The following is a 25,285-nucleotide window of genomic DNA, read 5'->3' as shown; positions in this document are numbered from 1 at the left end:
TGTAGTGATTGATACATAAATATCTGCCAGCCTTGCTGAACCACGTCAACTGAATTATGTATCGACCAATACAGAAAGGATGCCATGCCGGAACGAGGCCGCCCCCGTACCTTCGATCGAACCGCCGCCTTGCGGCGCGCAATGGAAGTGTTTTGGGCCAAGGGCTATGAGGGCGCGTCGATAAGCGACCTGACCGCTGCAATGGGCATCAATTCACCCAGCCTCTATGCCGCCTTCGGCAGCAAGGAAGCGCTGTTTCTCGAGGCAACCGAGCTTTACACGCGGGTCGAGGGAACCGAGATCTGGTCCGCGCTGGAAAAGGCGCCGACCGCGCGCCAGGCGGTCGAGCGGTTGCTGAGGCAGACTGCCAGGGCCTATTCACAGACCGGTCGTCCGCAAGGCTGCCTTATCGCGCTCGGCGCATTGCACCAGGATTCAAGCCGCGGCGCCATCTGCGATGATCTGCGCCGTCGCCGCGCCGAAAACCGCGAAGCCTTGCTGAGACGGCTCGAGCGTGGCGTGGCCGAGGGGGAGTTGCCGGGCGATTTCGACTGCGGTACGGCCGCGACCTTCTACGCGACCGTGCAGCACGGCATGTCGATCCAGGCGCGCGACGGCGCGTCGCGCTCGGCCCTTCTGGCGACGGTGGCCGGGGCAATGGCGGCTTGGATAGTGATGGCCGGCACCCGAGCGGCGTGACGATCGAACCCGGCAGATAAGAACAGACATTCAGATTACTGCAGAGACGGCTCCAGCCTGCCGGCAACGAAGCCAACGGCACGCTCCACCACACCCGTGTCCGCCAGAATGCGGCGGTGGCCGAGCCCGTCGGCCCAGTAAAGCCGCACATGGTCTCCGGCGCGCGAGTAGAGCCTTGCATGCTCGGCAGACACTTCGCGGTCGTCCGGTGCGTGGATCACCAGCGTCGGCAGCGGCGTGCTTGCCAACTGGCGGTCACCGGTGAACTCATGCAACGGCCGGCCGGCGATGCGCTCGACCCGGTCGGCCATCGCGGCCTGCGAGCGCGAGCCGACATTCAGCATGCGACTGAAATCAGCAAAGATTGCCGGCAGGGAGCTCGGCGCAGCGATAAGCACCAGTCGCCCGGCCGCCAATCGCGGGATGTTCCTGATTGAACCGGCGACTGCATTGGCGGCAACGGCACCACCAAAGGAATGGCCGACGATGGCGGCAAACGGCCCGAACCATTCGCCGGCAACCCGTGCCGCATCGACCGCACTGACCAGGGTAAGCCGGCGGCCCTGCGACTGGCCGTGGCCCGGCAGGTCGAGCGAGACCACCTTGTAGCCGGCATCGCGATAGGCTTCGATCAGCGTGCGCATGTATTCGGTGCGCGAACGCCAACCATGGATGACGAGCACGGTGCCGGCAGTTGCCCTGCCCGGCTCGGGCCGGAATTCATGCATCATGACGCAGCCGGTTCTGGTCTCTAGCCGGTGATGGCGCGCTTGGGTCATGAAATCGGCGGCGCGATCGATGGCGCGGCGCTCGCCTTCGCTCAAGCTCTTCTCGTGCGGCGTACGGCAGAACAGTTCGAATGCGGCGCGCCCGGTGAGTCGCGGTGCCACATGCTCGGCCACGCCGAATGTGCCGCGGATGACCTTCAGTCCAAATGATGCCATAGTGGCGATCCATTCATTGGTTCAAGCATGAACATAATAGTTCAAACATGAACATTAAGCAAGACCTGCCCTGGGACAGCCCGCGTTTTCGCAACTGGGTCGCGGTGGCGCGCGCCTGCCATTTGCTGGAACGCACCCTGGCGGTGAAGCTGGCGCCGCTCGACCTGAAGCCGGCGCAGCTCGACGTGCTCATGAACCTCTACCGCCATCCCGGCATGTCGCAGCACGACCTCGCTCGCCGCCTGCTGGTCGGCCGCTCCAACATCACCATGCTTTTGCCGCAGCTGGAGACCCGCGGCCTGCTGCGCCGCGAGGGCGACGAGAAGGACAAGCGCGTGCTGCGGCTGACGTTGACAGAGGCCGGCGAGGCACTGCTGATGCAGGCGCTGAAGGTCCATATGGCGCTGATCGAGAAGGCGATGAGCCAGTCGACGCCGGAACAATGCGACATGATCGGCGAACAGATGCGGAGGGTTGCCGAGGTTTTGAAGACCGCCTGACCGCCCAGTGCTCCACCACCAAGTGCTTCACCACATCGATTTTTTTGCGCGCTCCGGCCATTCCTTGTCGTAGACCTCGCCGTCGATGTTCTTGCGGCTGGTGATTTCCAGGATCTGTCCGGGGGTCGGCAGCGATTTCGGGTCGACATGCCTTGCCGGATTCCACAGTTCCGATCGATGGATGGCGCGGGCGCACTGGAAATAAACCGCATCGATCTGGACGATCGTCACCGAGCGCGCCGGCTTGCCCTCGACGGCGAACGAGGCGCAGAGCCCGGGATCGGTGGTGACGTGGGCGCGGCCATTGACGCGCAGCGTCGTGCCTGAACCCGGCACCAGGAACAGAAGCGCGACGCGCGGATCGCGAAGGATGTTTCTCAGCGAATCGGCACGGTTGTTGCCGCGCCGGTCCGGCATCATCAGCGTTTTCGGATCATGGACGCGGACGAAGCCGGCGAGATCGCCGCGCGGCGAGCAGTCCAGCCCTTCAGGCCCGCAGGTTGCGAGCGCGGCAAACGACGAAGCTTCGATGAAGGCTGCGTATTCGGGAATCAGCCTGTCGAGTTCCTTGACCACCGACGCCTCGCCGGGCAGGCCATAGAGCGCTTCGAGCTGTTCGATGCTGGTGATCATGGACATGTTTTCGTCTCCAAAGCTTTGCCGGCGCTACTCCAGATGCATGACGTTTTCACGACATGTGCCCATTTGCGGTCATCAGGAAACGGGTGTCGAGGCAACGCAAACAAGGGCAAACGCTTTCACCTACACAATCGTGCCGACGGATACGGAGACCGAAAAATGGATGAACCGCACGACCGGCGACGCACCGCCATGGAACTTATCGAAAACATGTTCAATGTTGAAATGCGTTTCCTGCAATCAGGGTCGGAGAGCCTCGATATGCTTGCCGGCGCATTTCATGCCGAGATTGTCGTGCATGAGCCGCGCTCCCTGCCCTATGCCGGTGACTGGAACGCCCTCGACGGCGTTGGCGCCCTTTTCCGCAAGATGGGGGAAATCTGGAGCGACGTGGCGGTGGAGGGCCTTCAGGTCGCCCAAAACGATGACACGGTGTTCATGAGCTGCACGCTTTCACTGACATCGCGGGCCAATGGTGCGACCATCAAACAGCCGTTTGCCGAAGTCTTGCGCTTCAAGAATGACCGGCTGATCGAAGGCACGCCGTTTTATTACGACACCAGTGAGATACTGGCGATCCTGCGTTGATCGGAGAGTCCTGCGGGATCCATTCAACGGTCGCGGCTCAGGCCCTTCTCTTCCAATTCGGCGAGATAGGCGGCCCAGCGTGCATCCTTCTCATGACCCAGCGTGTGCAGGTAATTCCAGGTGAAGATGCCGGTATCATGGAAATCGTCGAAGGTGATGCGTACAGCATAATTCCCGACCGGCTCGATCTTAAGGATCGCGACATTGCGCTTGCCGGGAACGGTGACGCGCTGTTCGGGCGAATGGCCCTGCACCTCGGCGGATGGCGAGGCGACGCGCAGCAACTCGGCCGGCAACTCGAACGGCTGATGGCCCGGAAAGGTCACGGAAAGCAGCTTGCGATCTTTCGAGACCCTGAGTTCCTTCGGCGCTGTCATGGTGGTGGATCCTGCGGAGAACTGCCCTTCCCTACGCCGCTTCGTGTCGAGGGAAAAGGCCGCATGGAAAGTTCCGACATGATCTGTCGGCGTCGGAATGTTACCGAAGATCGCGAGCTTCTATCTTGAATGGCAAGTTGGCTCGTATCACATAGCGATATATAACGAAGCCGTTCACGGCCACGGGAAGCGCATAAGCATGGATATGATCGATCCTTTCGGTCGCACGATCACCTACCTGCGCGTGTCGGTCACCGACCGCTGCGATTTCCGCTGCACCTATTGCATGGCCGAGGACATGACGTTCCTGCCTAAGAAGGACCTGCTGTCGCTGGAAGAACTCGACCGGCTCTGCACGGTCTTTATCGAAAAGGGCGTGCGCAAGCTCCGCCTCACCGGCGGTGAGCCGCTGGTGCGCAAGAACATCATGCACCTAGTGCGCCAGCTTTCGCGGCATCTCGAGAGCGGTGCGCTGGAAGAGCTGACGCTGACCACCAACGGATCGCAACTTTCCCGCTTTGCCGCCGAGCTCGCCGACTGCGGCGTCAAGCGCATTAACGTCTCGCTCGATACGCTCGATGCCGACAAATTCCACCAGATCACCCGCTGGGGCAATCTGGACAAGGTCATGGACGGCATCGACGCCGCGCAGGCGGCCGGGCTGAAGGTAAAGCTCAACGCCGTGGCGTTGAAGGACTTCAATGACGCCGAATTGCCGGACATGCTACGCTGGGCGCATGGCCGCGGCATGGATCTGACGGTCATCGAAACCATGCCGATGGGCGAGATCGACGCCGACCGCACCGACCAGTATTTGCCGCTGTCGCTGCTGCGCGCAGCACTCGAGCGCCAGTTCACGCTAAGCGACATCCCTTACAAGACCGGCGGCCCGGCCCGCTATGTCCACGTCGCCGAGACCGGCGGGCGGCTCGGCTTCATCACGCCGATGACGCATAATTTCTGCGAAAGCTGCAACCGGGTCCGGCTGACCTGCACCGGCACTCTCTACATGTGCCTCGGCCAGGAAGATGCCGCAGACCTGCGCGCGCCGCTGCGTGCGTCGGAAGGCAATGAGCTGGTCGCCGATGCCATCGACGAAGCAATCGGCCGCAAGCCCAAAGGCCATGACTTCATCATCGATCGCCGCACCAACCGTCCCTCGGTGTCGCGGCATATGAGCGTCACCGGCGGCTGATTTTTCGCCGATTTCGTGCAAGAATAATCGCCTTGGTATCGGCGCGAGGCAAGGCGTGCAGCGGTTTTTTGCAGTCCTGACGTTTTTCGGAGTGATGGCAGGGACCACGGCAGTCGCCGCGCCATTTACCTATACGAACGAGCGCTTCGGTACCGTCTGCACTTTTCCGGATGAAATCTTCACTCTTCGCCAGCCCGAGCCGGACAATGGCGATGGACAGCAATGGCTCACCGCCGATGGCGCCAGCCTGATCTGTTCGGGTATCCTCAACATCGATGATGACACCCCGACAGCCTTCGTCTCCGCCGAGAGGGCCAGCAAGGAACCTGGCTACAGGATCACCTACAGCAAGACTGGCAAGGACTGGGCGGTGCTGTCGGGCATCAAAGGCGGGAATATCTTCTATGAACGCCGCCTGTTCGGAAAAGACGGTGTCATCCGCACGGTCTGGATCGACTATCCGCCAGCCTTGAAATCGAAATACGACGCGCTCGTCGATGCGATTGCCGGTAGCCTCAGGGGACTGTGAGCATCCGCGACGTCAGAACTTATTCGCAGCCTATTGTTTTTGCTAGCGAGTCACGGTTGTTGACGCGTGTAGTCGTATCGTACGGCAATCCATTTCTTGCCGCCGCCATTGGCCTGGAGGAAATGTTGCTCGGCCACTTCGTGATTGTCGCCGTCCCTGGAAATGACGAAATCGGAGGCCGTGAATCGCCCTTCGACCTCGGGCCCGAACCCGACGAAACCAAGCGGCTCGAACAGCAGTGAAATCTTGCCGTCCTCGTCGCCACCAAAACTCCAGGCGGGCATGATCCCTGCCGGGAAACGGGTGTCCATGGAGACATACTTCCAGCGGCCCTCCACCCGGTCATAGCTCAAATAGGCTATCCGCTGGAAGTCTGGGATTTTCGACCCGCGCGCCGGGCGCATCACCTCCTGCATGAAGGGGCCGATCATCGTGCGCTCGGCCACCAGCCCGGTCATCACGATCGGCTGGGCGCCGGGCGTTGGCCAGATCGTGTTGACGACGGACCATTTCCCGACGCGGCGAGCGAGCTCATCCGCTTCGTGACCCGGCGTGGACATCCGTTCGACTGCCGACGCCGAAGCGCCGTTCTCGGCGAACGCAGGCGCTATCGCCATGAGGATAACCGCCAGTGCAGAAGAGAACCGGAAAGCCGACGAAACGTGCCGCCTGCTGCCTGTGCCAAGCCTGTCCGCATTGCCTCGTGCATTCATCATGGACTACCTCCCCAGACAAGATCAGAAGCCTACAATGACCAATTTGGTGAATCTTGCCGAGCAAATTTGATGGCGTCGAAAAGTTTTCCTGGAGCCGCGGTGTGATCAGTTTGCCCTCCGAAGCCATCCTTTAGAACGGCACCTTTCGGGGTCACACCCAGAAAAGGTCTTGTCCGCAAACGGTCACCGGATTTACCGCAAGCTCATTCGGGCCTAGCCTCTGCCCTGGAGCGGTTCTTCGCCCAGTGGGGGAATACGATATGCGCAAACTCATTCTTTCTCTTGCATTGCTCAGCCTCGCGGCCCTGCCTGCGGCGGCTCAGTCGATCGGCGGCACCTATGTCGTGGCCGGCACCAATTTCGATGGGTCGTCCTATGATGGCGACGCGACGATCACGCTGACGAGCGAGACGACCTGCACGATCCATTGGGAGACAGGCGGCTCGTCCTCGGACGGTATCTGCATGCGGAACGACGATGCCTTCTCCGCCGGCTATGTCATGGGCAAGGCGGTCGGTCTTGTCGTCTACAAGGTGCAGGAAGACGGCTCGCTGCATGGCCTGTGGACGATTGCCGGCAAGGAAGGCAACGGCACCGAGGTACTGACGCCAAAATAAGCCCTGCCGCTCTTGCGCGGCAGATGTCATCGGCCACAGAAAGGCTGTGGCCCAGCCCTTTGACGTTGCTGTCTTGTGGGTGCCTGCTAGACGCTTGCTGCAGGACTCACCCGGTAATCGCCTTGCCTCTTTCGCCAAACCTGCGCGGCGCGTTGTTCATGATGGTGGCCATGGCTGGTTTCACCCTCAACGACGCGATCACCAAATTCTCATCGGAATCGATGAACATGGCGCAGGTCATGCTGATCCGCGGCGCCTTCGCTTCGCTTTTCGTTGGCCTGCTTGCGTGGCAACGCGGCGCGCTTGCCCTGCCAGCTTCGATGCTGCAGCCGACAGTTGCGCTGCGCGTCGCCGGCGAGGCCGGCGCCACCGTGTCGTTCCTGGTTGCTCTGGCACATCTTCCGATCGCCAATGTCTCCGCCGTGCTGCAGGCGCTGCCGCTGGCGGTGACGATGGGCGCCGCGCTTGTGTTCAACGAGGGCGTCGGCTGGCGGCGCTGGCTGGCTATTGCCGTCGGTTTTGCCGGCGTGCTGATCATCGTGCGGCCGGGCTTCGAAGGGTTCAGCGTCTTTTCTCTGCTGGCGCTGGCCAGCGTCGCATGCTGTGCGGTGCGCGATCTCGCCACCAAGCGGATACCGCAGGCAATTCCGACATTGCTGGTGTCGAGCGCCACGGCACTTGCCATGACAGTTCTGGGCGCGGCACTGCTTTCGCCGATGGGCGGCTGGACACCGATGACAGGAAGAACCACGGCGTTCCTGGCGCTGGCGGCGGTGCTTGTGCTCATCGGCTACCAGTTCATCATCACGGCGATGCGGGTGGGCGATATCTCCTTCATCGCGCCGTTCCGCTACACCGCCCTGCTCTGGTCAATCCTGCTTGGCTTCACGGTCTTCGGCGATGTCCCTGATCTGCCGATGATCCTCGGTGCCACGATCATCATCGTGTCGGGCCTCTATGCACTCTACCGCGAACGGATCGTCGGCCGGCAAAAGACAGCTGCCGAAAGCGCTGGACCGGACATGGCGCCGGACGGCATATAGGCGTGACCGTCGACGACCGTCTGATTTGAAAACTGGATTTTGGTCATTGGGTCTAGGCAGCAAACGATGGGCCGACATATTGCAGGGATCATTCTGGCCGGCGGCCGGTCGAGCCGGATGGGTGGCGGCGACAAGACCCTGCTTGCACTTGGCGACGGTACTCTGCTCGACCGTGTCGTTTCGCGCCTTGGCCCGCAAGTCGGCCCGCTTGCGCTAAACGCGAATGGCGATCCGGCACGGTTTGCCGCGACGGGGCTTCCGGTGCTTGCCGACACCGTCAAGGGTTATGCCGGGCCGCTTGCCGGGATCCTGACCGGCCTCGAATGGGCTTTCGACACGACTTGCCAGGCGCTGGTCACGGCTGCCGGCGACACGCCTTTCCTGCCCAGGGACATGGTCGAGCGGCTGCTTGCGGCAGCCGACGAACGCCCCGGCTCGATTGCGGTCGCCTGTTCCGGCGGCAAACGGCATCCGACCTTTGCGCTGTGGCCGCTGAGTTCCGGCCAGGTCTTGCGACAATTTCTCGTCGAGGAAGACAATCGGCGCGTTTCGGCGTTCATCGACCGGCACGGTTTTGTCGAGGTGGAATTTCCCATCCTGAAATCCGGCGGGGCCGAGATAGATCCGTTCTTCAACATCAACACTCCGGACGACCTTGCCCAGGCCGCGCATCTGTTGCAGAGCATCGAGCCATGAAAAGACGTATTTTCGGCATCACCGGCTGGAAGAACTCCGGCAAGACGACATTGACCGAAAAGCTGGTAGCAGAACTCGTCCGGCGCAACTGGAAAGTGTCGACTGTAAAACACGCCCATCATGATTTCGACATCGACAAACCCGGCGCGGACAGCTTTCGCCACCGGCAGGCGGGAGCGACGGAGGTCGCGGTCGTGTCGGGCAGGCGCTGGGCGCTGATGCACGAATTGCGGGGCGAGGACGAGCCGACGCTGGACGCGATCCTGTCACGGCTGGTACCCTCCGATATCGTGCTGGTCGAGGGGTACAAGCGCGAGGCGCACAAGAAAATCGAGACGAGACGGCTCGAGGCCAAGGACCGGACACCGCTCTCGGCAGGCGATCCACACATTGTCGCCATCGCGTCCGACTTCCCCATTGTCGGCGAAGACTTGCCGGTTTTCGATCTCGACGACACGAATTCGATAGCTGACTTCATCGAGCGCGCCACCGGCCTGTCGCGCTGAGAATGCGGCAGAAGACAGTTTCCGCCCGCTTGCTTTCCAATTTAGGCGTCTGACCCAGCGTCATCGCTTTCTGAACATGACCTTCCCTCAAGCGACGGTTTTGCAGTTGCTTTTTCTTGGGAAAGAATGGGAGTATCGCGCCAGCGGGCGGTCAAAAGCACCGCCCACAGAGCCGTTCGGGAACGACGGCCGGGACCAACAGAGAGGACCATTATGCGTATTGCACTGCGTATCGCGCTCGCCGCATCGGCTGCGCTGCTGACGCTTGGCGTTGCCCAGGCCCAGGAAAAAACCTTGCGGATCGGCACCGAGGGAGCCTATCCCCCATTCAACAATCTGACAGCCGACGGCCAGCTCGTAGGCTTCGATATCGACATTGCCAAGGCGCTCTGCGACGAGATGAAGGTGAAGTGCACCTTTGTCGCGCAGGACTGGGACGGCATCATTCCAGCCCTTCAGGCAGGCAAGTTCGACGCCATCGTCGCGTCTATGTCGATCACGCCGGAACGCGCCGAGAAGGTCGACTTCACCCACAAATATTACAATACGCCGCCGGCGATCGCCGCGCCCAAGGACACCGACATCAAGGGTGTCACCAAGGAAGACTTGGCCGGCAAGACAATCGGCGTGCAGGCGTCCACCACGCATTTCAACTATTCGACCAAGACTTATACCGACAGCACCGTCAAGCCGTACCCGACCGCGCAGGAATACCAGCTCGATCTGGCCAATGGCCGGCTCGATGCCGCCAATGACGACGTCGTCGTGCTGCAGCAATGGCTGGATTCGCCGGACGGCGCCTGCTGCAAGCTGGTCGGCACAATCCAGCCGGTTATCGAAATCCACGGTCCGGGCGCCGGCATTGCCGTGCGCAAGGGCGAGACCGATCTGGTCAACCAGTTCAATGCGGCGATCGACGCCATCCGCGCGAACGGAAAGTACAAGGAAATCAACGACAAGTACTTCAAATTCGACGTCTATGGCGGCGAGTCCTGATCGACCGACATAGGACGGCGTGAACGGCGGGAGATTCCCGCCGTTCTTATAAGGATGCCGCGCACGAGGGGTGACGCGGCACGGGTCTCAAAGAGCCTCAAGGAGAACAAGCAGGCGGATGCAGAGCGCACTGACGCTTCTCAGTTGGGGACCCGAAGGCTGGCTCGACGACATCGCCGCGGGTGTGTTTGTCACGGTATGTCTTGCGCTGGCCACTTTGCCATTTGGGCTGACGCTCGGCTTTTTCGTGGCGCTGGCCAAACAGTCGGAAGAGCCGTCGCTGAGGCTGGCCGGGAACATCTACACCACGATTTTTCGCGGAATACCCGAGCTGCTCACGCTGTTTCTGATCTTCTTCGGCATCCCATTGATCCTGCAGTACATTGTCCGGCTGGTGAGCCCCGGAACGTCCGCCGACGTCAACAGCTTCGTCGCCGGCATGATCGCGCTATGCTTTATTTTCTCCTCTTATTCCAGCGAGGTATTTTTATCCGCCTTCCGTGCCATTCCAAAAGGGCAATATGAGGGAGGCTATTCAGTTGGCCTGTCCAGCGGTCAGACGATGCGGCTGATCGTGCTGCCGCAGTTGATCCGCATCGCGTTGCCCGGACTTGCCAATCTGTGGCTGATCCTGCTCAAGGACACCGCCCTCGTCTCGGCGGTCGGCCTCAACGAGATCCTCCGGCAGAGCGGGGTTGCCGCTCGCGTCACCAAGCACGCCTTCCTGTTTTACGGTTTTGCCGGCCTGATCTATCTCCTGCTGGCGATCGTCTCCTCCTTCGGGATCAATGCGATCGAACGAGCGGTCGGCGGCAGCGAGGTCAAGAGATGAGCCTGGCCACCGACACGCTGAAGGTCGACCGGCCGCCGCCGCCCGCACGCGGCTGGTCGCGCCAACGCATCCTCGGCCATGTCCTGGTCGGCCTGTGGATCGCTCTCGGCATTGGCATGGTCGTCTACCTGGTCGCTGCCTGGAACCCGGAGTTCTTCCAGAAATATGCACCCGGCTACATATCCGGCCTCGGCATCACCCTGTTGCTGGTTGCCATCTCGATTGTGCTTGGCGCGATCCTGTCGGTGCCGATCGCCTATGCACGCATGTCGAAGAACCCGATCCTTTCGGGGTTCGCCTATGCCTATGTCTATTTCTTTCGCGGAACGCCGCTGTTGGCGCAGACCTTCCTGGTCTACTACGGGGTCGGCTCCTTCCGGCCGGAGCTCGAGATGGTCGGACTGTGGGGCTTCTTCCGCGAAGCGTTCAACTGCGCGATCTTCGCCTTTTCGCTGAATACGGCTGCGTACCAGGCCGAGATTTTGCGTGGCGCGATCGAGAGCGTGCCGAGGGGCCAGTGGGAAGGTGCCGCCTCGCTTGGCCTGCACAAACTGCAGACGATGTGGAAGATCATCCTGCCGCAGGCGCTGATCGTCGCGTTGCGCCCGTATGGCAACGAGATCATCCTGATGATCAAGGGCTCGGCAATCGTCGCCATCATCACCGTCTACGATTTGATGGGCATCACCCGGCTCACCTATGCGCGCACCTTCGACTTTCAGTCGTATATCTGGGCGGCGATCATCTATCTGATCATCGTCGAAACATTGCGCCACGGCGTCGAGTGGATCGAACGGCGCATCACTATCCATCTGCACCGCTGACTCCCATCGCCTTGCCTGATCCGGTAAGAAGACCGCAAAGCAGGGTTCTAAGGGATTCGACAACATGGCTTCGGTGGCATTTCTTGGTCTTGGCGTCATGGGATATCCGATGGCCGGGCATCTCAAGAACAAGGGCGGTCACAACGTCACCGTCTACAACCGCACCAGGGCCAAGGCCGAGCAGTGGACTGCCCAGCATGGCGGCAGCTTCGCCGCGACGCCAGCGGAGGCGGCCGAGGGCAAGGATTTTGTCTTTTCCTGCGTCGGCAATGACGACGATCTGCGCTCGGTGACGACCGGAGCCGGAGGCAGCTTCAATTCCATGAAGAAAGGCGCCGTCTTCGTCGACAACACCACGGCATCGGCCGAAGTCGCGCGCGAACTGGCGCAGCAGGCGCAAGCGCTCGGGTTTTCATTCCTCGACGCCCCGGTCTCCGGCGGTCAGGCAGGCGCCGAGAACGGCGTTCTGACCGTGATGGTCGGCGGCGAGCCCGACGCCTTCGACAGGGCCCAACCAGTCATAGATGCTTATGCCCGCATGGTCGGATTGATGGGACCAGCCGGGGCTGGCCAACTCACCAAGATGATCAACCAGATCTGCATCGCCGGCCTCGTTCAGGGCCTCGCCGAGGGCATCCATTTCGGCAAGAAGGCTGGGCTCGACATCGAAAAGGTCATCGAGGTGATCTCCAAGGGCGCCGCCGGTTCCTGGCAGATGGAGAACCGCCACAAGACGATGAATGCCGGCAAATATGATTTCGGCTTCGCCGTCGACTGGATGCGCAAGGATCTTGGTATCTGCCTCGCCGAGGCCGACCGCAACGGCGCCAAACTGCCGGTGACGGCACTTGTCGACCAGTTCTACAAGGACGTGCAGGCGATGGGCGGCAAGCGCTGGGACACGTCCTCGCTGCTGGCAAGGCTGGAGAAGTAGGTTCGCCGTGGCCGAGCTTTCGCCTCAATCCAGCGCCGACGACATCGTCGCTCATCTGCGCTCGATCGCCTCGGAGGAAAATCGACTTGGCATGCTGCGCTACGGCATCAAGATCGAACGTGCGCTCGGTATCTCGCATGGCGTGCAGCGGCAGATTGCCAGGAAAATCAAGCGCAACCATGAGCGTGCCTTCGAGCTTTGGCAGACAGGCATCATGGAGGCGCAGTTCATCGCTTCCGTCACGGCCGATCCGGAGCGGTTCTCCGCCGCGGATGCAAGACGATGGGCGGCGACTTTCGATTCCTGGGATATCGTCGACGGGGTCTCCGACCTCTTTGTCGATTCGGATTGCTGGAAGGAATTGATCGCCGAATTCGCGGTCGACGAACGGGAATTCGTTCGGCGCACGGCTTTTGCGATGATGGCCTGGTCGGTGGTTCACCGGAAGAAGGAACCCGAGACGACCTTCCTCGAATTTCTGTCGATCATCGAAGCGCATGCGACCGACGGCCGCAACTTTGTGAAGAAGGCTGTGAACTGGGCACTTCGTTCGATCGGCAAGCGATCGATGAATTTGCACGGCCCTGCCCTTGCCCTGGCGCAAAAACTGGCAGCCTCGACGGACAAGACTGCACGCTGGATCGGCAAGGACGCCGTGAAGGAACTTTCCGATGCCAAGACGCTCGAACGGCTCGCCACCAGAAAAGCTTGACCTGAGCGAAGTGCGCTTCACGGAGGTGACGCAATCGACGCGCGCCGATTTCGAAAACCTGTTCGAGCAACCCGGCGGGCCGAAATACTGCTGGTGTATGGCTTGGCGCAATCTCGACCGCCGCGAGCATGTCGAGAACGTCGAGAAGAAACGCGCGATGATGGCGCTGATCGACGCCGGCACGCCGGTCGGCATTGTCGCCCAGAACGATGGCCGGACCGTCGGCTGGTGCTCGGTCGCGCCGCGCGAGACCTACCGCAAGCTGTCACGGCAGCAGGACGACCGCGAGGCGGGGATCTGGTCGATCGTCTGCTTCTTTGTGCCTAGAGCGTTGCGCGGCGGCGGGCTGGCGAGCGCATTGCTTGATGCAGCCATCGATCACGCCTTTGCCAAAGGCGCCACGACGATCGAGGCCTATCCGGTCGACCAGGCGTCGCCGAGCTACAGCTTTATGGGTTTTCGGGACATGTTCGCCGCCCGCGGCTTTCGCGAGATCGGCATGACCGGCTCGCGCCGGCATGTGATGCGGCTTGAACGTTGACCTTGGCGACAGCGGCAGCTTTACTTGCTGGCATAGGCCGCAGATCAAGGCTCAGCAAGTGGAGCAGGAATGAAAAACCGTCTCAAGTCAGGCGCGACGCTTGCAGCCGCAGTGTTCGCGTCTGTTGTCGCAGGCAACGCTTGCGCCGGGACGATGCATATTTTCTGGAAGGATCTGCGCCCGGCGAGCCAGGCAGCCGCCGAAAGCGTCGGGCTGCCGATGATCGCGGCCAAAATGCCGGATCATGGCGAGACGCTGTCACTCAACTTGCAGGACAAGACCGTACAACTCGCGGGCTATGCACTGCCGGTCGATCGCGACGGCGATCTCGTCTATCAATTCCTGCTGGTGCCCTGGACGGGAGCCTGCAGCCATATGCCGACGCCGCCGCCCAACCAGATCGTCCTCGTTACGCCTGCCCACCCTTACAGGATGTCCGAGGCCTACCAGCCGGTTTCGGTGACCGGCTCCTTGAAACTGGGTATGGAGAAGAGCCAGCTTTTCATTCTTGACGGCGTCAGCGTCATCCAGTCGGGTTACACCGTGCGCAAGGCCGAGGTGGTCAACGTCGACACGGTGCCGGACACGATCACGCTGCCGGTCAACTCGCCCTGGACTTTCCTGAACAAAAAGAAGAACTAAACAGAAGAATCTCAGGCGGCGTTGGCGCCGGACTCCTTGTCGAGCATCATGTAATCCAGCGGCATCTCGGTTGTGTATTTGATCTGCTCCATGGCGAAGGAAGACGACACGTCGCGGATCTCGATCTTGGCGATCAGGCGCTTGTAGAAGGCGTCGTAGGCGGCGATATCCGGCACCACGACGCGCAAGAGATAGTCGACGTCGCCGCTCATGCGGTAGAATTCGACCACTTCGGGAAATTCCTGGATAACTTCCGAAAAGCGCCGCAGCCATTCATGGCTGTGCGAATTGGTACGGATCGAGACGAACACGGTGACCCGCACATTGACCTTTTCATGATCGAGGATGGCGACACGCCGCTTGATGACGCCCTCTTCCTCGAGCTTCTGGATGCGCCGCCAGCACGGCGTCGTCGACAGGCCCACCTTCTTGGCGACGTCGGCGACTGCAAGCGTCGCATCCTCCTGAAGGAGGCGGAGGATTTTTCTATCGAGGCGGTCCATTGGGTGCTCCCCTGATGCAAGTCGTCCAAAGTGCGCAGCGGCCTTGGCACAACGACATGCATAAAAACAAGAATTTAACGTGCGTCCCCTCATGCGCGACGCGCTTCGAGGAATGAATTACCATATTCCCTCTTGCTCAAGCCTATTACAAGAAAGAAATTCTGTTGAATAGCGCAAAAGCGAGTGATTTCTTGCTGATTGCCTAGCCGAGGCGATAGCGAATTTCCGATCTCAGAAAGGGCAGCAAATCCATTTCAAACCATGGATTGCGCGTCAGCCAACCAGTGTTGCGCCAGGACGGGTGCGGCAGCGGCAGGACTTTCGGGTCGGTCGCCGCCGCCCAGATGGCACGCCAATCCATGACCGTTTCCGTCAGCGAGGGACGGCGCGCCGCGCCCATATGCCAGCTTTGCGCGTAGATGCCGATCGTCAGCACCATATCGACTTGCGGCATCAGCGCCATCAGCGATGCGCGCCATGCCGGCGCACATTCGCGGCGCGGCGGCAGGTCGGCGCCCTTGGCGTCCTGACCGGGAAAGCAAAAGCCCATCGGCACGATGGCAAACTTGTCCGTGTCATAGAATTCCTCGCTGCCGACGCCTAGCCAGCTTCGCAGCCGGTCGCCGGAGGCGTCGGTGAACGGCATGCCTGACAAGTGGACCTTGGTGCCCGGCGCCTGGCTGGCGATCAGGATACGCGCGCTCGAAGATGGCCTGAGCACCGGCCGCGGTTGGTGCGGCAGCGGGCCGGCAGCCGGCTTATCGACGCAGATGCGGCAGGCGCGCACCCTCGCCGTCAGGGCTTCCAATTCTTCGCTCATTGGGGACTCGTTGTCAGGCGACGGCACTCGGCCGGCTGGAGATTTCTCGATGCCAGCGTAGCACATTGGTACACTCTTCCGGCACCTTGATGCGAGCCGGCTTCATGAAGTCGATGGCGACCAGCCCGGTGATGTCGGCGATCGAATAGGCATCGTCGGCGACGAATTCCCTGCCGGCGAGCTCAGCGTCCAGAAATCTCAGGAATTCGATCGCCTTCGGCTTGTTGGCCTCGCCCCATTCGGGGATTTGCGGGATCTCCCATTCCCTCATTGCGGGGTGGATATGCCGGAACGCCGCGGCGACGCAGCCGAACAGATTGAACTCCACACGCCTTTGCCACATCTCGACGATCGCCTTGCCGAGCGCGCCACGCCCGAACAAAGCTGGCTCGGGGTGCAGTTCCTCGAAGTAACGACAGATTGCGACGGATTCGGTGATGACTGTGCCATCATCGAGCTCGAGCACCGGCAGACGCTTCAGCGGATTGCGCGAGCTGACCGGCTGCTCTTTGTGCTCCAGCGCGCCCATGTCGACGGGCACCAGCGGAACCTGAAGTCCCTTTTCGGCCAGAAAAATCCGAACCCGACGTGGATTGGGCGCGCGCCCGCCGTCGAACAGCTTCATCTCCATCCTCCTCGTCCGTCCCCACGAACTATAGGCACAACTCACCAGAAGCGAAAAATTTCGCGCAAGGCATCGCCGATCGACGCCAAGGTGCCGTGCTTTCTTTCGACCAGCTCATGGCCGTGGCTCTCGCGCCAGTTCTTCGGCTCGTCGAAAGTTCCGGCCCAGATGCCGGCTTTGCCCGCGCGCGCAGCAGCTTCCTCGGTCTCGAAATCGCCAAAGGCGACCGCCCAGCCGGCCTCGACCTGCGCGCGGTTGAGATCCTTGCCGCCGACTTTGCAGTCGCCGAGCAGCCTGCCGTAGCGGTCGCGCTGCCAGCCGCTGCAGGAGACGGCTTTGCCGGCTATCAGCCGCACCAGGGACTGCCGCGCGAGCTTGCCGCAGGGATAATCGGCACCGTCCTTCCGGCAGATCTGCGAATATTCCGGGGCGTCGATGCCACGCATGCGGATACGCTCGCTGCCGAGGGTGATGCTATCGCCGTCGTTGACGATGGCCGCGCCCTCCGTCTTGCGCGTCTCCACCCGGTCGAGGCGCGCCGCCAGGAGGATCAGCAGGCCGAGCACGATGAGTGTCAGCCCATAGTCCATTAGTCGGCGCCACAGGCTTCGCGGACGCGGCGCATAGTATCGCTGGCGCGGCCATCGCGACCACGAACGGCTCATATGGCAAACCGTTGGTTAATCATTCGAACGTAGCTTAACGAATTGAAATTGCTGCCCGCGTAAATTGAAGACTTCATGCCCCTGCAACGCTCGACCACGGCGGACAAGTTTATTGTGGACCGCAGGAAACGCCATCGCAACAGCGATGTCGCGCGCGCGGTGCGCAAGACGCGCGACCGTCTTTCGCAGCAAGCCGGAAATCCCGACTTCGACCGCGAGCTTTTGAAACTCCACGCGCTTTCGATGACCGGCGGCGTGATCGTCATCCCGCTGCTCGTTCTGGCAACGGCCGCGGCAGGCTTGCTCGCGGGCATCGGCAAGGAGATCGGCGTCTGGGCGCTGTTCACATTCATCTGCTATACCATCGTTGCATTCATGGCCAGACGCGTCACTCAAGCGTCCGAGCTCAACCCGCTGGAAACGCATAGGGATTTCCTGATCGGCCATTTTCTTTGCGGGCTTGGCTGGGCCTGGTTCGCATGGCTCGGCTGCGAAACTTGCCAAATGGATCAGTTCCAGGTCGCCAAGGCGGTGGTGCTGCTGCTCGCCATGTCGGCAACCGCGATCCTGGCCTCGTCCCTGCGCGGTGCACTGTTGGCGACCTTCGCCCTCCCGGTCGCCATCTATGCTTATGCCAGTGCGAAATTATGGATGCCGGTCGAAGTGATCATGGCAGGCTTACTGATCGCGTCGCTGCCTTTCTTCGCCTATGTAGCGCGCCAGCTCAACCGTTCCTCGCTGATGCTGCTGTCGTTCCGCTCCGAAAAGGATGCGCTGATCGCCGAACTGGAGACGGCGAAATCGATGTCGGACGAGGCACGGCGGCGGGCGGAAGACGCCAATCTGGCGAAATCGCGTTTCCTGGCCTCGATGAGCCACGAACTGCGCACACCGCTCAACGCCATTCTCGGCTTTTCCGAAGTGATGGCCAACGAGGTGCTCGGCCCGATGAGCAACCCGACCTATCGCGACTATGCCCGTGACGTGCACGACTCCGGACAGCATCTGCTCGACCTGATCAACGAAATTCTCGATTTGTCGCGCATCGAAGCGGGCCGCTACCAGCTCAACGAGGAACCGATGATGCTGCTCTCCGTCGTCGAGGATTGCTGCCACATGATGGAGCTGAAGGCGCGCAACAAGGACATCCGCATCGTCCAGGATTTCGAAAACACGTTGCCGCGCTTGTTCGCCGACGAACGCGCGGTGCGGCAGATTGCGCTCAACCTGTTGTCCAATGCCATCAAGTTCACCGCCACTGGCGGCGAAATCCGCGTGCGCGTCGGCTGGACGGCGGGCGGTGGGCAATATCTCTCCGTCAAGGACAATGGGCCGGGCATACCGGAGGACGAGATTCCCATCGTGCTCTCGGCCTTCGGCCAGGGCTCGATCGCCATCAAGAGCGCCGAACAGGGCACCGGGCTTGGCCTGCCGATCGTGCAAGGCTTGCTTGCCATGCATGGCGGCGAATTCCAGCTCCATTCCAGACTGCGCGAAGGCACCGAGGCGATCGCCATCTTCCCGCTGAGCCGGGTGATGGAGGAACTGCCGGCGCTGCCGACCAAGGCGGTTGCTTCGCGCCGGCGCTGAATGCTTAACCGCGGACCGCGGCTGCCATGCCTGAACTGGTCAGCGCGGCCGCCTTGACCAGGCCGGCGGCAAGGGCCGCCCCTACCCCCTCGCCTTGACTGACGCCCAGATCGAGCAGCGGGCGAAGGCCGAGGCGCTCGGCGGCCTTGGCATGACCAGGCTCCGGCGACAGACTTGCAAGGAGACAATGATCGAGCGCGGCTGGGTTGGCGGTATGCAGGACACCAGCGGCCGCAGTCGCCGTGAATCCATCGAGCAGCACCGGGATCTTCTGCATCCGCGCCGCCAGAATGGCGCCGCAGATCGCTGCGAATTCCCGTCCGCCGACCCGGCGCAGCGCTTCCAGCGGGTCCTTGAGGCTCGCGCCGTGAAACGCGATCGCGGCATCGACCACCTCCGTCTTGCGCCTCTGCATTGCCGCGTCGGCCCCCGATCCGGGGCCGATCCAGTCGGCGCCGGTGCCGCCGAACAGTGCCGTGCAAAGCGCCGCGGCGACAGTCGAATTGCCGACGCCGAGGTCGCCAAGGCAAAGCAGGTCGGTGCCACCGGCAATCGCTTCCATGCCGAAGGCCATGGTGGCGGCGCAACCGCGCTCGTCCAGTGCCGCATCCTCGGTGATGTCGGCTGTCGGAATGTGCAGAGCCAGATCGAACACCTTCAAGCCGAGATCGTAAGCGATGCAGATCTGGTTGATCGCTGCACCGCCGGCGGCGCAGAGCTCGACTGCATTTGCCGTGGCGGCGGCGGGGCGCGGCGAAATGCCGTGGCGGGTGACGCCATGATTGCCGGCAAAGATTGCCACCAATGGTCGCGTCACCGCCGGCGGCGCGCGGCCGCTCCAGCCGGCGAGCCAGGCGGCGATGTCCTCGATGCGGCCGAGCGAGCCTTCGGGCTTGTCTGCTTCGGCAAACAACTGACGCACGCGGGCCTTGGCCGTCATATCTGGCGGCGGCAGGCTCACCAGAAGGTCGCGAAAATCGTCGAAAGGCAGCGCGCTGGTCATGTCGATGGCGATCGTCCGTGTGAATTGGTGAGCGGCATAGCCGCCTTGGCCAGCCGGCACAACCTCAAGCCGGCACAACCTCCAGGCCCGGTACAACTTGGCGGTATTGACGCGAAAGCATTCGTTGGCGGCGCATCCCGGAGGGCTTGCATTGACTTTGTCGTTGCACCATGTGGAGGCTAGCCAAGGAAATCCTTATGACGGCCATTGAATCCCCGTGCATCCTGGTCTGCTCGATCGATATGAAAACCGGCTTCTGTTTCGGTTGCGGGCGCACGCGCGAGGAAATCGCCGCCTGGATCGATATGACCCCACAAACCCGCCGCAGCGTCATGGCCGAGCTGCCGGCAAGGCTGGAAACGGTCGAGCGACGCCCCCGCCGGGAAACCCGTCGCAGCCGCATGGCACGCGAACGCGACGCCCTCTCGTGAACCGGCCGCAGAGATGAACCGACTATTGTGGATTCTGATCGTCGCGATCGGGGCGGGTGTACTCCTGCTCATGCTCAACGATTCCGCCGGCAGTACATTCGGCATTGAGAATTACGACTTCAGCCAGCTGATCTGGCTTGGCGCTTTAGCGGCGCTCGTCGGTGCCGGCCTGCTCAGATCAGGCAGGCCGTTAGGCACCATGGCACGCAGCCTCGGCGCCTGGGCTGCCATCGTGCTGGCGCTGATCGCCGGCTATCAGTACCGCTATGAGTTGCAGGATTTCGCCAGCCGCATCACCGCCGGCCTTGTTCCCGGCAGTCCGCTGGCGCTGGGTGTGGAAGAAGGCCATGCCACTGTCACTCTGGACAAGGCCGGCAGCGGCCATTTCGAAGCGCGCATCACGATCAATGGCACGCCGATCCTGACGGTAGTCGACACCGGCGCGACCAGCACCGTGCTGACCGCCGAGGACGCGCTGGCGGTCGGGTTCAATTCGGCGGCTCTCCGCTTCACCATACCGATCTCTACCGCCAACGGCATGACACGCGCCGCCGCGGTGCGAACCGACGAACTGTCGATCGGCGGCATCGTACGCAAGGACATGCCCATCATGATCGCCGCACCAGGCACGCTCGGTCAGAGCCTTCTCGGCATGAATTTCATCGGCTCGCTGTCCGGCTTCGACGTCCGTGGTGACCGCATGGTGTTGCGGGATTAAGTCTTCTCCTCAGGCCGCCTCTGCGGTCCTGCCGAAATCGACCTCTGCGAAAGCCGTCTTGAGCACCTCCGGTCCCACACCCGGCTTTGTCGCCTCGGTGGAAAGGATCTGTCGGTAGCGGCGTGCACCGGGCAGGCCGTGAAACAGCCCGACCATGTGCCGGGTGATATGCCCCAGCCGGCCGCCCTGCTCGATGTGGCGTGCCGCATAGTCCGCCATCGCATCGATCAGTGCGGCAAAATCGAACGGCTCAACTGTGCTGCCGTAAAACGCGGCATCGATGCCGGTCAGTATCCCTGGCGTGTGATAGGCGGCGCGGCCGAGCATGGCGCCATCGACATGGTCGAGATGTGTCAGCGCCTCTGCGAGAGATTGAATACCACCATTGATGCCAATGAATTTGTTTTGTTTTCTGGCTTTCAGCCGATAGACGCGGCCATAGTCGAGCGGTGGGATGTCGCGATTTTCCTTTGGGCTCAGTCCTTCCAGCCAGGCTTTGCGGGCGTGCACCCACAGCGCGTCGGCACCGGCCGCGAAAACAGCGTCGGCCAACGCATCGAGTGCCGGTTCCGGATCCTGCTCATCGACGCCGATGCGGCACTTGACGGTAACCGGTATTTTCACCGCCGCCTTCATCGCCGCGACGCAATCCGCGACGAGCACAGGCGTCTTCATCAGGCAGGCGCCGAAGGTGCCCGACTGGACGCGGTCGGACGGACAGCCGACATTGAGGTTGATTTCATCATAGCCGAAGGTTTCGCCGATGCGCGCCGCCTCGGCCAGCTTTCCCGGATCGGCGCCGCCGAGTTGCAGCGCCACTGGATGTTCGCTGTCATCGAAGCCGAGCAGCCGCTCGCGTGCGCCGTGGATGACCGCATCGGCCACCACCATCTCGGTGTAGAGCAGCGCCTCGCGCGTCAGCTGACGATGGAAAAACCGGCAATGCCGGTCCGTCCAATCCATCATCGGTGCCACGGCAACTTTGTGGCGTAACATATTCATTTTACTATTTTCTCTGTCTCAGTCCGTCCGATACTCCGTTCGAATGACAGAGCAATTTGGCAAGAGATGCACACCCAACTAAACCCGATATACGATTTTGCCGCCGCAACTGAAAGCAATTTGGTCACGTCACACACCTCGCTGTACGCACCAGTTAGACGCCTTCCATGGAACGATGAACCGCGTTGGCGGCAAACCAGTCAGCCAAGGCGAAGCGTGTTGCGGGCGATCTGCCACGCGGATTCGACATGCCGCCGCGCCGCCGCCTCCGCCTCGTCCGGCTTGCGCGACCGGATTGCATCCATGATTTCGGTCATTTCGGCGATCGCCGGCTCGCGGCGGTTCTCCGATGCGATCGTCATTGAGCGGAGCTGATTGATGCGGACATTCAGCCCCGTCACGATTTCCCAGGCAATGCGCTTGTCGGCGGCCTCGAACAGCGTTTCGTAGAACTTGGTCGTTGCCCGCATCACCTCGACAGGCGCACCGGACGCCCACGCCTCAAGCAGGTTCGTCAAGGCGTCATCGAGCAAAGCGATCTGCGCGTCCGTGGCCGTTAGGGCGCAAGCCCGCGCGGCGATGCCCTCGAGCAGCGCCCGCAATTCATAGATTTCGTCGGTGCGGCCGAGATCCGGCTTGGCCACGGCGGGTCCGTGGCCCGGTATCATCTGCACCAGGCCTTCCGCCTCCAGCTGCCGCAGGACCTCGCGCACGACGGAACGGCTAACCCCGAGCTGATCGCATAGCGGCCGCTCGACCAGCCTTTCACCAGGCTGGAAATGGAAGCCCATGATCGCTTCACGCATGCGCTCCAGCGCCAGCGTCCTCAGCGTCTTGGCAGAGCGGTCGATCCGCAGCGTATCGCCTGACATCTTCTCTCCCTTACCCCAATCCGGCCACAAAACAGATTCCATAGCCAATTGACAAGGCTCCTGGTGCTCCATAGTATGGTATACCATAAGATGATGTAAAGATTTCGGCGTTGCACAGCGCCATGGCGACCGAGGACTTTCATGAAACCAGCCATTCGAAAGATCGTCACCTATATCGAGAACACGCTAATCGAGGGCGGCAAGGAAGCCCCAAAACCGTTGCGTCTGATCGGCGTCGCCGCCGTGCTGACAAACCCTTGGGCGGGCCGCGGTTTCACCGACGACCTGTCGCCGGAGATCCGTGTCATTGCTCCCGTCCTCGGCGAACTGCTGACCCGCGAGATTATCGCCGTTGCCGATTCCGGCGAGGCAATAGAGGGTTATGGCAAGGCCGCGGTCTGCGGCACGGCGGGCGAGATCGAGCACGCATCGGCGCTGATCCATACGCTGCATTTCGGCAACCATTACCGTCGCGCGGTCGGCGCCAAGACCTATCTCGCCTTCACCAATCTGCGCGGAGGGCCGAACACCCCGATCATGATCCCGCTGATGGACAAGAACGACGAAGGCCGCCGCTCCCACTATCTGACCGTACATTTCCAAATCGGCGACGCGCCCGCGCCCGACGAACTGGTGGTGGCGCTTGGCGCTTCGATTGGCGGCCGCCCGCACCATCGTATCGGCGACCGCTATCAGGACCTCAAGGAGGTCGGAGACCTGCATGGCTGACGTCGCTGCCACCGCATGGGTCCGGGACACGGCTCCGGACGGCACCGGCTTCATCCGCGCCGGCTCCGGCGCGCCGGTTCTGCTCATTCACGGTGTCGGCATGAACGCCGCGATCTGGCACGATCAGATCGCGGCGATGAAAGACCATCATGACCTGATCGCCATCGACATGCTCGGCCACGGCGTTTCACCGCTGCCGCCGGAAGAAGCCAGCCTGTCGGATTTCGCCGATCAGGCGGTTCGCCTGCTCGACCATCTTGGCGTGGCGTCGGTGTCGATCGTCGGCCATTCGATGGGCGCGCTGGTCGCACTGGAAATCGCCCTTCGCGCCCCTTTGCGCGTTCGCGCCATCGTGTGCCTCAACGCGGTGTTCCGCCGCCCCGCGGCCTTGACGCAGGCCGTGCGCGAGCGGGCGGCCGCGCTTGGCCCCCGTGGCAATCCTTCCGCCATTGCGGCAACACTTGCCCGCTGGTTCGGCGACCCGCTGCCTGCGAACCTTGTCGACGCGGCCTCTACCGCGCGCGCCGCCCTTGAAAGGGTCGAACCCGAAGGCTACGCGCGCACCTATCGCCTCTTTGCCCGTGCCGATGCCGAGCATGCCGATGCCCTCCCGAGTCTTGCCGCACCGGCCCTGTTTATGACCGGGTCGCAAGACAGCAATTCGACCCCGGCCATGTCGGCGGCGATGGCGAGGCTTGCGCCGCACGGTCAATGCCTCGTGCTCAATGGAGAAAGGCACATGATGGCAATGGCTTCACCTGAAAAAGTGACCAAACACATCATGGAATTTCTCGACACGGCAGGAGACGCTGGCGTGAACCCGGAGACGGATGCAGTCTTTGACAGCGGCGAATTCCGGCGCGCGCTCGGCTCCTTCCTGACCGGTGTCACCATCGTCACAACGATCAGCACGGAAGGCGAACCGCGCGGCTTCACCGCCAACTCGTTCACCTCGGTCTCGCTCGAGCCGCCGCTGGTGCTTGTCTGCATCGCCAAGAGGGCGCTGGGGCACAGTGCTTTTTCGACGTCGAGAGGTTTCGCCATCAACATCCTGTCAGAGGACCAGAAGGCCCATTCCGGCATCTTCGCTTCCAAAGCAGCGGACAAGTTCGCGGCCGTGAGCTGGCAACCGGGCCGGACCGGCAATCCGCTGATCGACGGCTGCGTTGCGGTGTTCGATTGCGGCATGGAGCAGCTGGTCGATGCTGGCGATCACTCGATCCTCATCGGCCGCGTCCGTGACTTCAGTCACAACGGAGCTCAGCCCCTCGGTTATTGCAGAGGCACCTACGTCACGCCTGGCCTCAGCCAGGAGGCCCTGGCGGCGGCGCCCCCCGATACGGAGATCGGCGCCATTCTCGAGAATGAGGGCCGTGTGCTGTTCTTCGCAACGGCCGATGGGTTTCATGAATTGCCAGCCGGACGCGGATTGGGCACGCCGAACGATGCGCGCAGTCTCAAGGGGCGCCTTGCCGCCAAGGCCATAGACGCCCAGCTCGGCTTCCTGTTCGCGGTGTGGGACGATGCCGCCGAACCCTGGCGCACGCATGTTTATTATCGCGGAACGGTCGAGGGACCCTGTTCCGACGATCGCCAGATGCGGCTTGTCGACATCGAGAAGATCGCGGATCTGAAGATCGCCGATCCCGCAGTGCGTTCGATGCTTGCCCGCTATGCGCGCGAACGTACGGAAGATGCATTCGGCGTCTATGTCGGCAACGAGGTCGAAGGCGAAGTCCGGCCGCTCGCCAAGCCCTCTTCTTCTCAAATTCGTCTTTCCGGCCGCGGGTGAAACCG

General features: G+C 62.0%; 32 protein-coding genes and 1 pseudogene. 22 read left to right on the top strand and 11 right to left on the bottom strand.

The genetic code is table 11. The features are described from left to right. The first annotated feature begins 84 nt into the window (after positions 1 to 84). Positions 85 to 699, top strand: a complete 615-nt coding sequence (locus tag NKI19_RS22870; protein WP_352491313.1) for a TetR/AcrR family transcriptional regulator — start codon at positions 85 to 87, stop codon at positions 697 to 699. 35 nt (positions 700 to 734) lie between these two features. Here NKI19_RS22870 and NKI19_RS22865 read toward each other — a convergent pair whose 3' ends face one another. Continuing rightward, positions 735 to 1,643 carry an alpha/beta hydrolase gene (locus NKI19_RS22865; protein WP_352566230.1) on the bottom strand — a complete coding sequence of 303 codons (909 nt, stop codon included), beginning with the start codon at positions 1,641 to 1,643 and terminating at the stop codon, positions 735 to 737. Positions 1,644 to 1,690: 47 nt separating this feature from the next. Here NKI19_RS22865 and NKI19_RS22860 point away from each other — a divergent pair, with 47 nt between their 5' ends. Continuing rightward, complete coding sequence (locus NKI19_RS22860; protein ID WP_352491311.1) at positions 1,691 to 2,143, top strand: MarR family winged helix-turn-helix transcriptional regulator; 453 nt, start codon at positions 1,691 to 1,693, stop codon at positions 2,141 to 2,143. 27 nt (positions 2,144 to 2,170) lie between these two features. Here NKI19_RS22860 and NKI19_RS22855 read toward each other — a convergent pair whose 3' ends face one another. Beyond that, positions 2,171 to 2,782 (bottom strand): pyridoxamine 5'-phosphate oxidase family protein, encoded by a 612-nt coding sequence (locus NKI19_RS22855; RefSeq protein WP_352491310.1) that lies wholly within the window; start codon positions 2,780 to 2,782, stop codon positions 2,171 to 2,173. A gap of 36 nt (positions 2,783 to 2,818) precedes the next feature. Between NKI19_RS22855 and NKI19_RS22850 the strand changes: the two genes are divergently transcribed. Beyond that, a complete protein-coding gene (locus NKI19_RS22850) occupies positions 2,819 to 3,370 on the top strand; it encodes a nuclear transport factor 2 family protein (protein ID WP_352491309.1) in 552 nt (183 codons plus the stop codon). Between the two features lie 23 nt (positions 3,371 to 3,393). Here the strand turns inward: NKI19_RS22850 and NKI19_RS22845 are convergent, their stop codons facing one another. After that, the gene (locus NKI19_RS22845) at positions 3,394 to 3,747 is read right to left on the bottom strand and encodes a gamma-butyrobetaine hydroxylase family protein (protein ID WP_023717628.1); all 354 of its coding nucleotides are present in this window, start codon (positions 3,745 to 3,747) and stop codon (positions 3,394 to 3,396) included. Positions 3,748 to 3,946: 199 nt separating this feature from the next. Here NKI19_RS22845 and moaA point away from each other — a divergent pair, with 199 nt between their 5' ends. Then, positions 3,947 to 4,942, top strand: a complete 996-nt coding sequence (moaA, locus tag NKI19_RS22840) for a GTP 3',8-cyclase MoaA (RefSeq protein WP_352491308.1) — start codon at positions 3,947 to 3,949, stop codon at positions 4,940 to 4,942. A 55-nt stretch (positions 4,943 to 4,997) separates the two neighbouring features. Beyond that, on the top strand, positions 4,998 to 5,471 hold the full coding sequence (locus NKI19_RS22835) for a hypothetical protein (RefSeq protein ID WP_352566232.1): 474 nt from the start codon (positions 4,998 to 5,000) through the stop codon (positions 5,469 to 5,471). 50 nt (positions 5,472 to 5,521) lie between these two features. On the opposite strand, the gene NKI19_RS22830 is transcribed toward NKI19_RS22835, so the two are convergent. Next, positions 5,522 to 6,031 carry a DUF1579 family protein gene (locus NKI19_RS22830; protein WP_502899328.1) on the bottom strand — a complete coding sequence of 170 codons (510 nt, stop codon included), beginning with the start codon at positions 6,029 to 6,031 and terminating at the stop codon, positions 5,522 to 5,524. Here NKI19_RS22830 and NKI19_RS22825 point away from each other — a divergent pair. From NKI19_RS22825 to NKI19_RS22770, 12 genes are all read left to right on the top strand, one after another. Next, positions 6,024 to 6,257 (top strand): hypothetical protein, encoded by a 234-nt coding sequence (locus NKI19_RS22825; protein ID WP_352710193.1) that lies wholly within the window; start codon positions 6,024 to 6,026, stop codon positions 6,255 to 6,257. The two genes, NKI19_RS22830 and NKI19_RS22825, sit on opposite strands and share 8 nt — an antisense overlap. Before the next feature lie 190 nt (positions 6,258 to 6,447). Beyond that, complete coding sequence (locus NKI19_RS22820) at positions 6,448 to 6,804, top strand: hypothetical protein (RefSeq protein WP_352491305.1); 357 nt, start codon at positions 6,448 to 6,450, stop codon at positions 6,802 to 6,804. Between the two features lie 122 nt (positions 6,805 to 6,926). After that, on the top strand, positions 6,927 to 7,847 hold the full coding sequence (locus tag NKI19_RS22815) for a DMT family transporter (protein ID WP_352491304.1): 921 nt from the start codon (positions 6,927 to 6,929) through the stop codon (positions 7,845 to 7,847). A 66-nt stretch (positions 7,848 to 7,913) separates the two neighbouring features. Next, positions 7,914 to 8,543: a molybdenum cofactor guanylyltransferase MobA gene (gene mobA / locus NKI19_RS22810; protein ID WP_352491303.1), complete on the top strand. Its 630-nt coding sequence runs from the start codon at positions 7,914 to 7,916 to the stop codon at positions 8,541 to 8,543. Beyond that, positions 8,540 to 9,049, top strand: a complete 510-nt coding sequence (gene mobB, locus NKI19_RS22805; RefSeq protein ID WP_352491302.1) for a molybdopterin-guanine dinucleotide biosynthesis protein B — start codon at positions 8,540 to 8,542, stop codon at positions 9,047 to 9,049. Before mobA ends, mobB begins: the two co-directional genes overlap by 4 nt. 213 nt (positions 9,050 to 9,262) lie before the next feature. Next, positions 9,263 to 10,045, top strand: a complete 783-nt coding sequence (locus NKI19_RS22800; RefSeq protein WP_292653573.1) for an ABC transporter substrate-binding protein — start codon at positions 9,263 to 9,265, stop codon at positions 10,043 to 10,045. A gap of 118 nt (positions 10,046 to 10,163) precedes the next feature. Beyond that, positions 10,164 to 10,877 (top strand): ABC transporter permease, encoded by a 714-nt coding sequence (locus NKI19_RS22795; protein WP_023675013.1) that lies wholly within the window; start codon positions 10,164 to 10,166, stop codon positions 10,875 to 10,877. Further along, entirely contained in the window at positions 10,874 to 11,701 is an 828-nt protein-coding gene (locus tag NKI19_RS22790; protein ID WP_023675012.1) for an ABC transporter permease, read from the top strand. The genes NKI19_RS22795 and NKI19_RS22790 overlap by 4 nt, the downstream gene beginning before the upstream one ends. A 64-nt stretch (positions 11,702 to 11,765) precedes the next feature. Further along, on the top strand, positions 11,766 to 12,635 hold the full coding sequence (locus tag NKI19_RS22785; RefSeq protein WP_352566233.1) for an NAD(P)-dependent oxidoreductase: 870 nt from the start codon (positions 11,766 to 11,768) through the stop codon (positions 12,633 to 12,635). A gap of 7 nt (positions 12,636 to 12,642) precedes the next feature. Next, positions 12,643 to 13,347: a DNA alkylation repair protein gene (locus NKI19_RS22780; RefSeq protein ID WP_352491300.1), complete on the top strand. Its 705-nt coding sequence runs from the start codon at positions 12,643 to 12,645 to the stop codon at positions 13,345 to 13,347. After that, positions 13,307 to 13,888: a GNAT family N-acetyltransferase gene (locus tag NKI19_RS22775; RefSeq protein ID WP_352491299.1), complete on the top strand. Its 582-nt coding sequence runs from the start codon at positions 13,307 to 13,309 to the stop codon at positions 13,886 to 13,888. The genes NKI19_RS22780 and NKI19_RS22775 overlap by 41 nt, the downstream gene beginning before the upstream one ends. 69 nt (positions 13,889 to 13,957) lie before the next feature. Next, on the top strand, positions 13,958 to 14,530 hold the full coding sequence (locus NKI19_RS22770) for a DUF3299 domain-containing protein (protein WP_352566235.1): 573 nt from the start codon (positions 13,958 to 13,960) through the stop codon (positions 14,528 to 14,530). 11 nt (positions 14,531 to 14,541) lie between these two features. On the opposite strand, the gene NKI19_RS22765 is transcribed toward NKI19_RS22770, so the two are convergent. The 4 genes and pseudogenes from NKI19_RS22765 to NKI19_RS22750 all read right to left on the bottom strand — a co-directional run bounded on the left by NKI19_RS22765 (position 14,542) and on the right by NKI19_RS22750 (position 17,143). Further along, on the bottom strand, positions 14,542 to 15,033 hold the full coding sequence (locus tag NKI19_RS22765; protein WP_023675006.1) for an Lrp/AsnC family transcriptional regulator: 492 nt from the start codon (positions 15,031 to 15,033) through the stop codon (positions 14,542 to 14,544). A gap of 202 nt (positions 15,034 to 15,235) precedes the next feature. After that, positions 15,236 to 15,853, bottom strand: a pseudogene (locus NKI19_RS22760) (uracil-DNA glycosylase family protein); the annotation flags it as partial. Positions 15,854 to 15,866: 13 nt separating this feature from the next. Beyond that, on the bottom strand, positions 15,867 to 16,478 hold the full coding sequence (locus NKI19_RS22755; protein ID WP_352491297.1) for a glutathione S-transferase: 612 nt from the start codon (positions 16,476 to 16,478) through the stop codon (positions 15,867 to 15,869). Positions 16,479 to 16,519: 41 nt separating this feature from the next. Next, the gene (locus tag NKI19_RS22750; protein WP_352466227.1) at positions 16,520 to 17,143 is read right to left on the bottom strand and encodes a thermonuclease family protein; all 624 of its coding nucleotides are present in this window, start codon (positions 17,141 to 17,143) and stop codon (positions 16,520 to 16,522) included. A 75-nt stretch (positions 17,144 to 17,218) separates the two neighbouring features. On the opposite strand from NKI19_RS22750, the gene NKI19_RS22745 reads away from it, so the two are divergent. Beyond that, positions 17,219 to 18,733 carry a sensor histidine kinase gene (locus NKI19_RS22745; RefSeq protein WP_352491296.1) on the top strand — a complete coding sequence of 505 codons (1,515 nt, stop codon included), beginning with the start codon at positions 17,219 to 17,221 and terminating at the stop codon, positions 18,731 to 18,733. Between the two features lie 4 nt (positions 18,734 to 18,737). Here NKI19_RS22745 and NKI19_RS22740 read toward each other — a convergent pair whose 3' ends face one another. Further along, positions 18,738 to 19,736: a nicotinate-nucleotide--dimethylbenzimidazole phosphoribosyltransferase gene (locus NKI19_RS22740; RefSeq protein ID WP_352566245.1), complete on the bottom strand. Its 999-nt coding sequence runs from the start codon at positions 19,734 to 19,736 to the stop codon at positions 18,738 to 18,740. 197 nt (positions 19,737 to 19,933) lie between these two features. On the opposite strand from NKI19_RS22740, the gene NKI19_RS22735 reads away from it, so the two are divergent. Both NKI19_RS22735 and NKI19_RS22730 read left to right on the top strand, forming a co-directional pair. Further along, complete coding sequence (locus NKI19_RS22735) at positions 19,934 to 20,167, top strand: DUF1289 domain-containing protein (protein ID WP_031193575.1); 234 nt, start codon at positions 19,934 to 19,936, stop codon at positions 20,165 to 20,167. 13 nt (positions 20,168 to 20,180) lie between these two features. Further along, a complete protein-coding gene (locus NKI19_RS22730) occupies positions 20,181 to 20,885 on the top strand; it encodes a TIGR02281 family clan AA aspartic protease (RefSeq protein ID WP_352491295.1) in 705 nt (234 codons plus the stop codon). 9 nt (positions 20,886 to 20,894) lie between these two features. Here NKI19_RS22730 and dusA read toward each other — a convergent pair whose 3' ends face one another. Continuing rightward, positions 20,895 to 21,887 (bottom strand): tRNA dihydrouridine(20/20a) synthase DusA, encoded by a 993-nt coding sequence (gene dusA, locus NKI19_RS22725; protein ID WP_352566236.1) that lies wholly within the window; start codon positions 21,885 to 21,887, stop codon positions 20,895 to 20,897. Between the two features lie 200 nt (positions 21,888 to 22,087). Then, complete coding sequence (locus NKI19_RS22720; RefSeq protein WP_352491972.1) at positions 22,088 to 22,759, bottom strand: GntR family transcriptional regulator; 672 nt, start codon at positions 22,757 to 22,759, stop codon at positions 22,088 to 22,090. A 141-nt stretch (positions 22,760 to 22,900) separates the two neighbouring features. On the opposite strand from NKI19_RS22720, the gene NKI19_RS22715 reads away from it, so the two are divergent. Next, a complete protein-coding gene (locus NKI19_RS22715) occupies positions 22,901 to 23,488 on the top strand; it encodes an amino acid synthesis family protein (RefSeq protein ID WP_352491973.1) in 588 nt (195 codons plus the stop codon). Beyond that, complete coding sequence (locus NKI19_RS22710; protein WP_352491974.1) at positions 23,481 to 25,280, top strand: alpha/beta fold hydrolase; 1,800 nt, start codon at positions 23,481 to 23,483, stop codon at positions 25,278 to 25,280. The genes NKI19_RS22715 and NKI19_RS22710 overlap by 8 nt, the downstream gene beginning before the upstream one ends. Positions 25,281 to 25,285 lie beyond the last annotated feature (5 nt).

Origin of the sequence: Mesorhizobium sp. M0751 (genome assembly GCF_040320265.1) — a bacterium.
Lineage (GTDB): Bacteria > Pseudomonadota > Alphaproteobacteria > Rhizobiales > Rhizobiaceae > Mesorhizobium.
The sequence above is the reverse complement of the archived record's forward strand: the minus strand, read 5'-3'. Positions and strand labels throughout refer to the sequence as shown.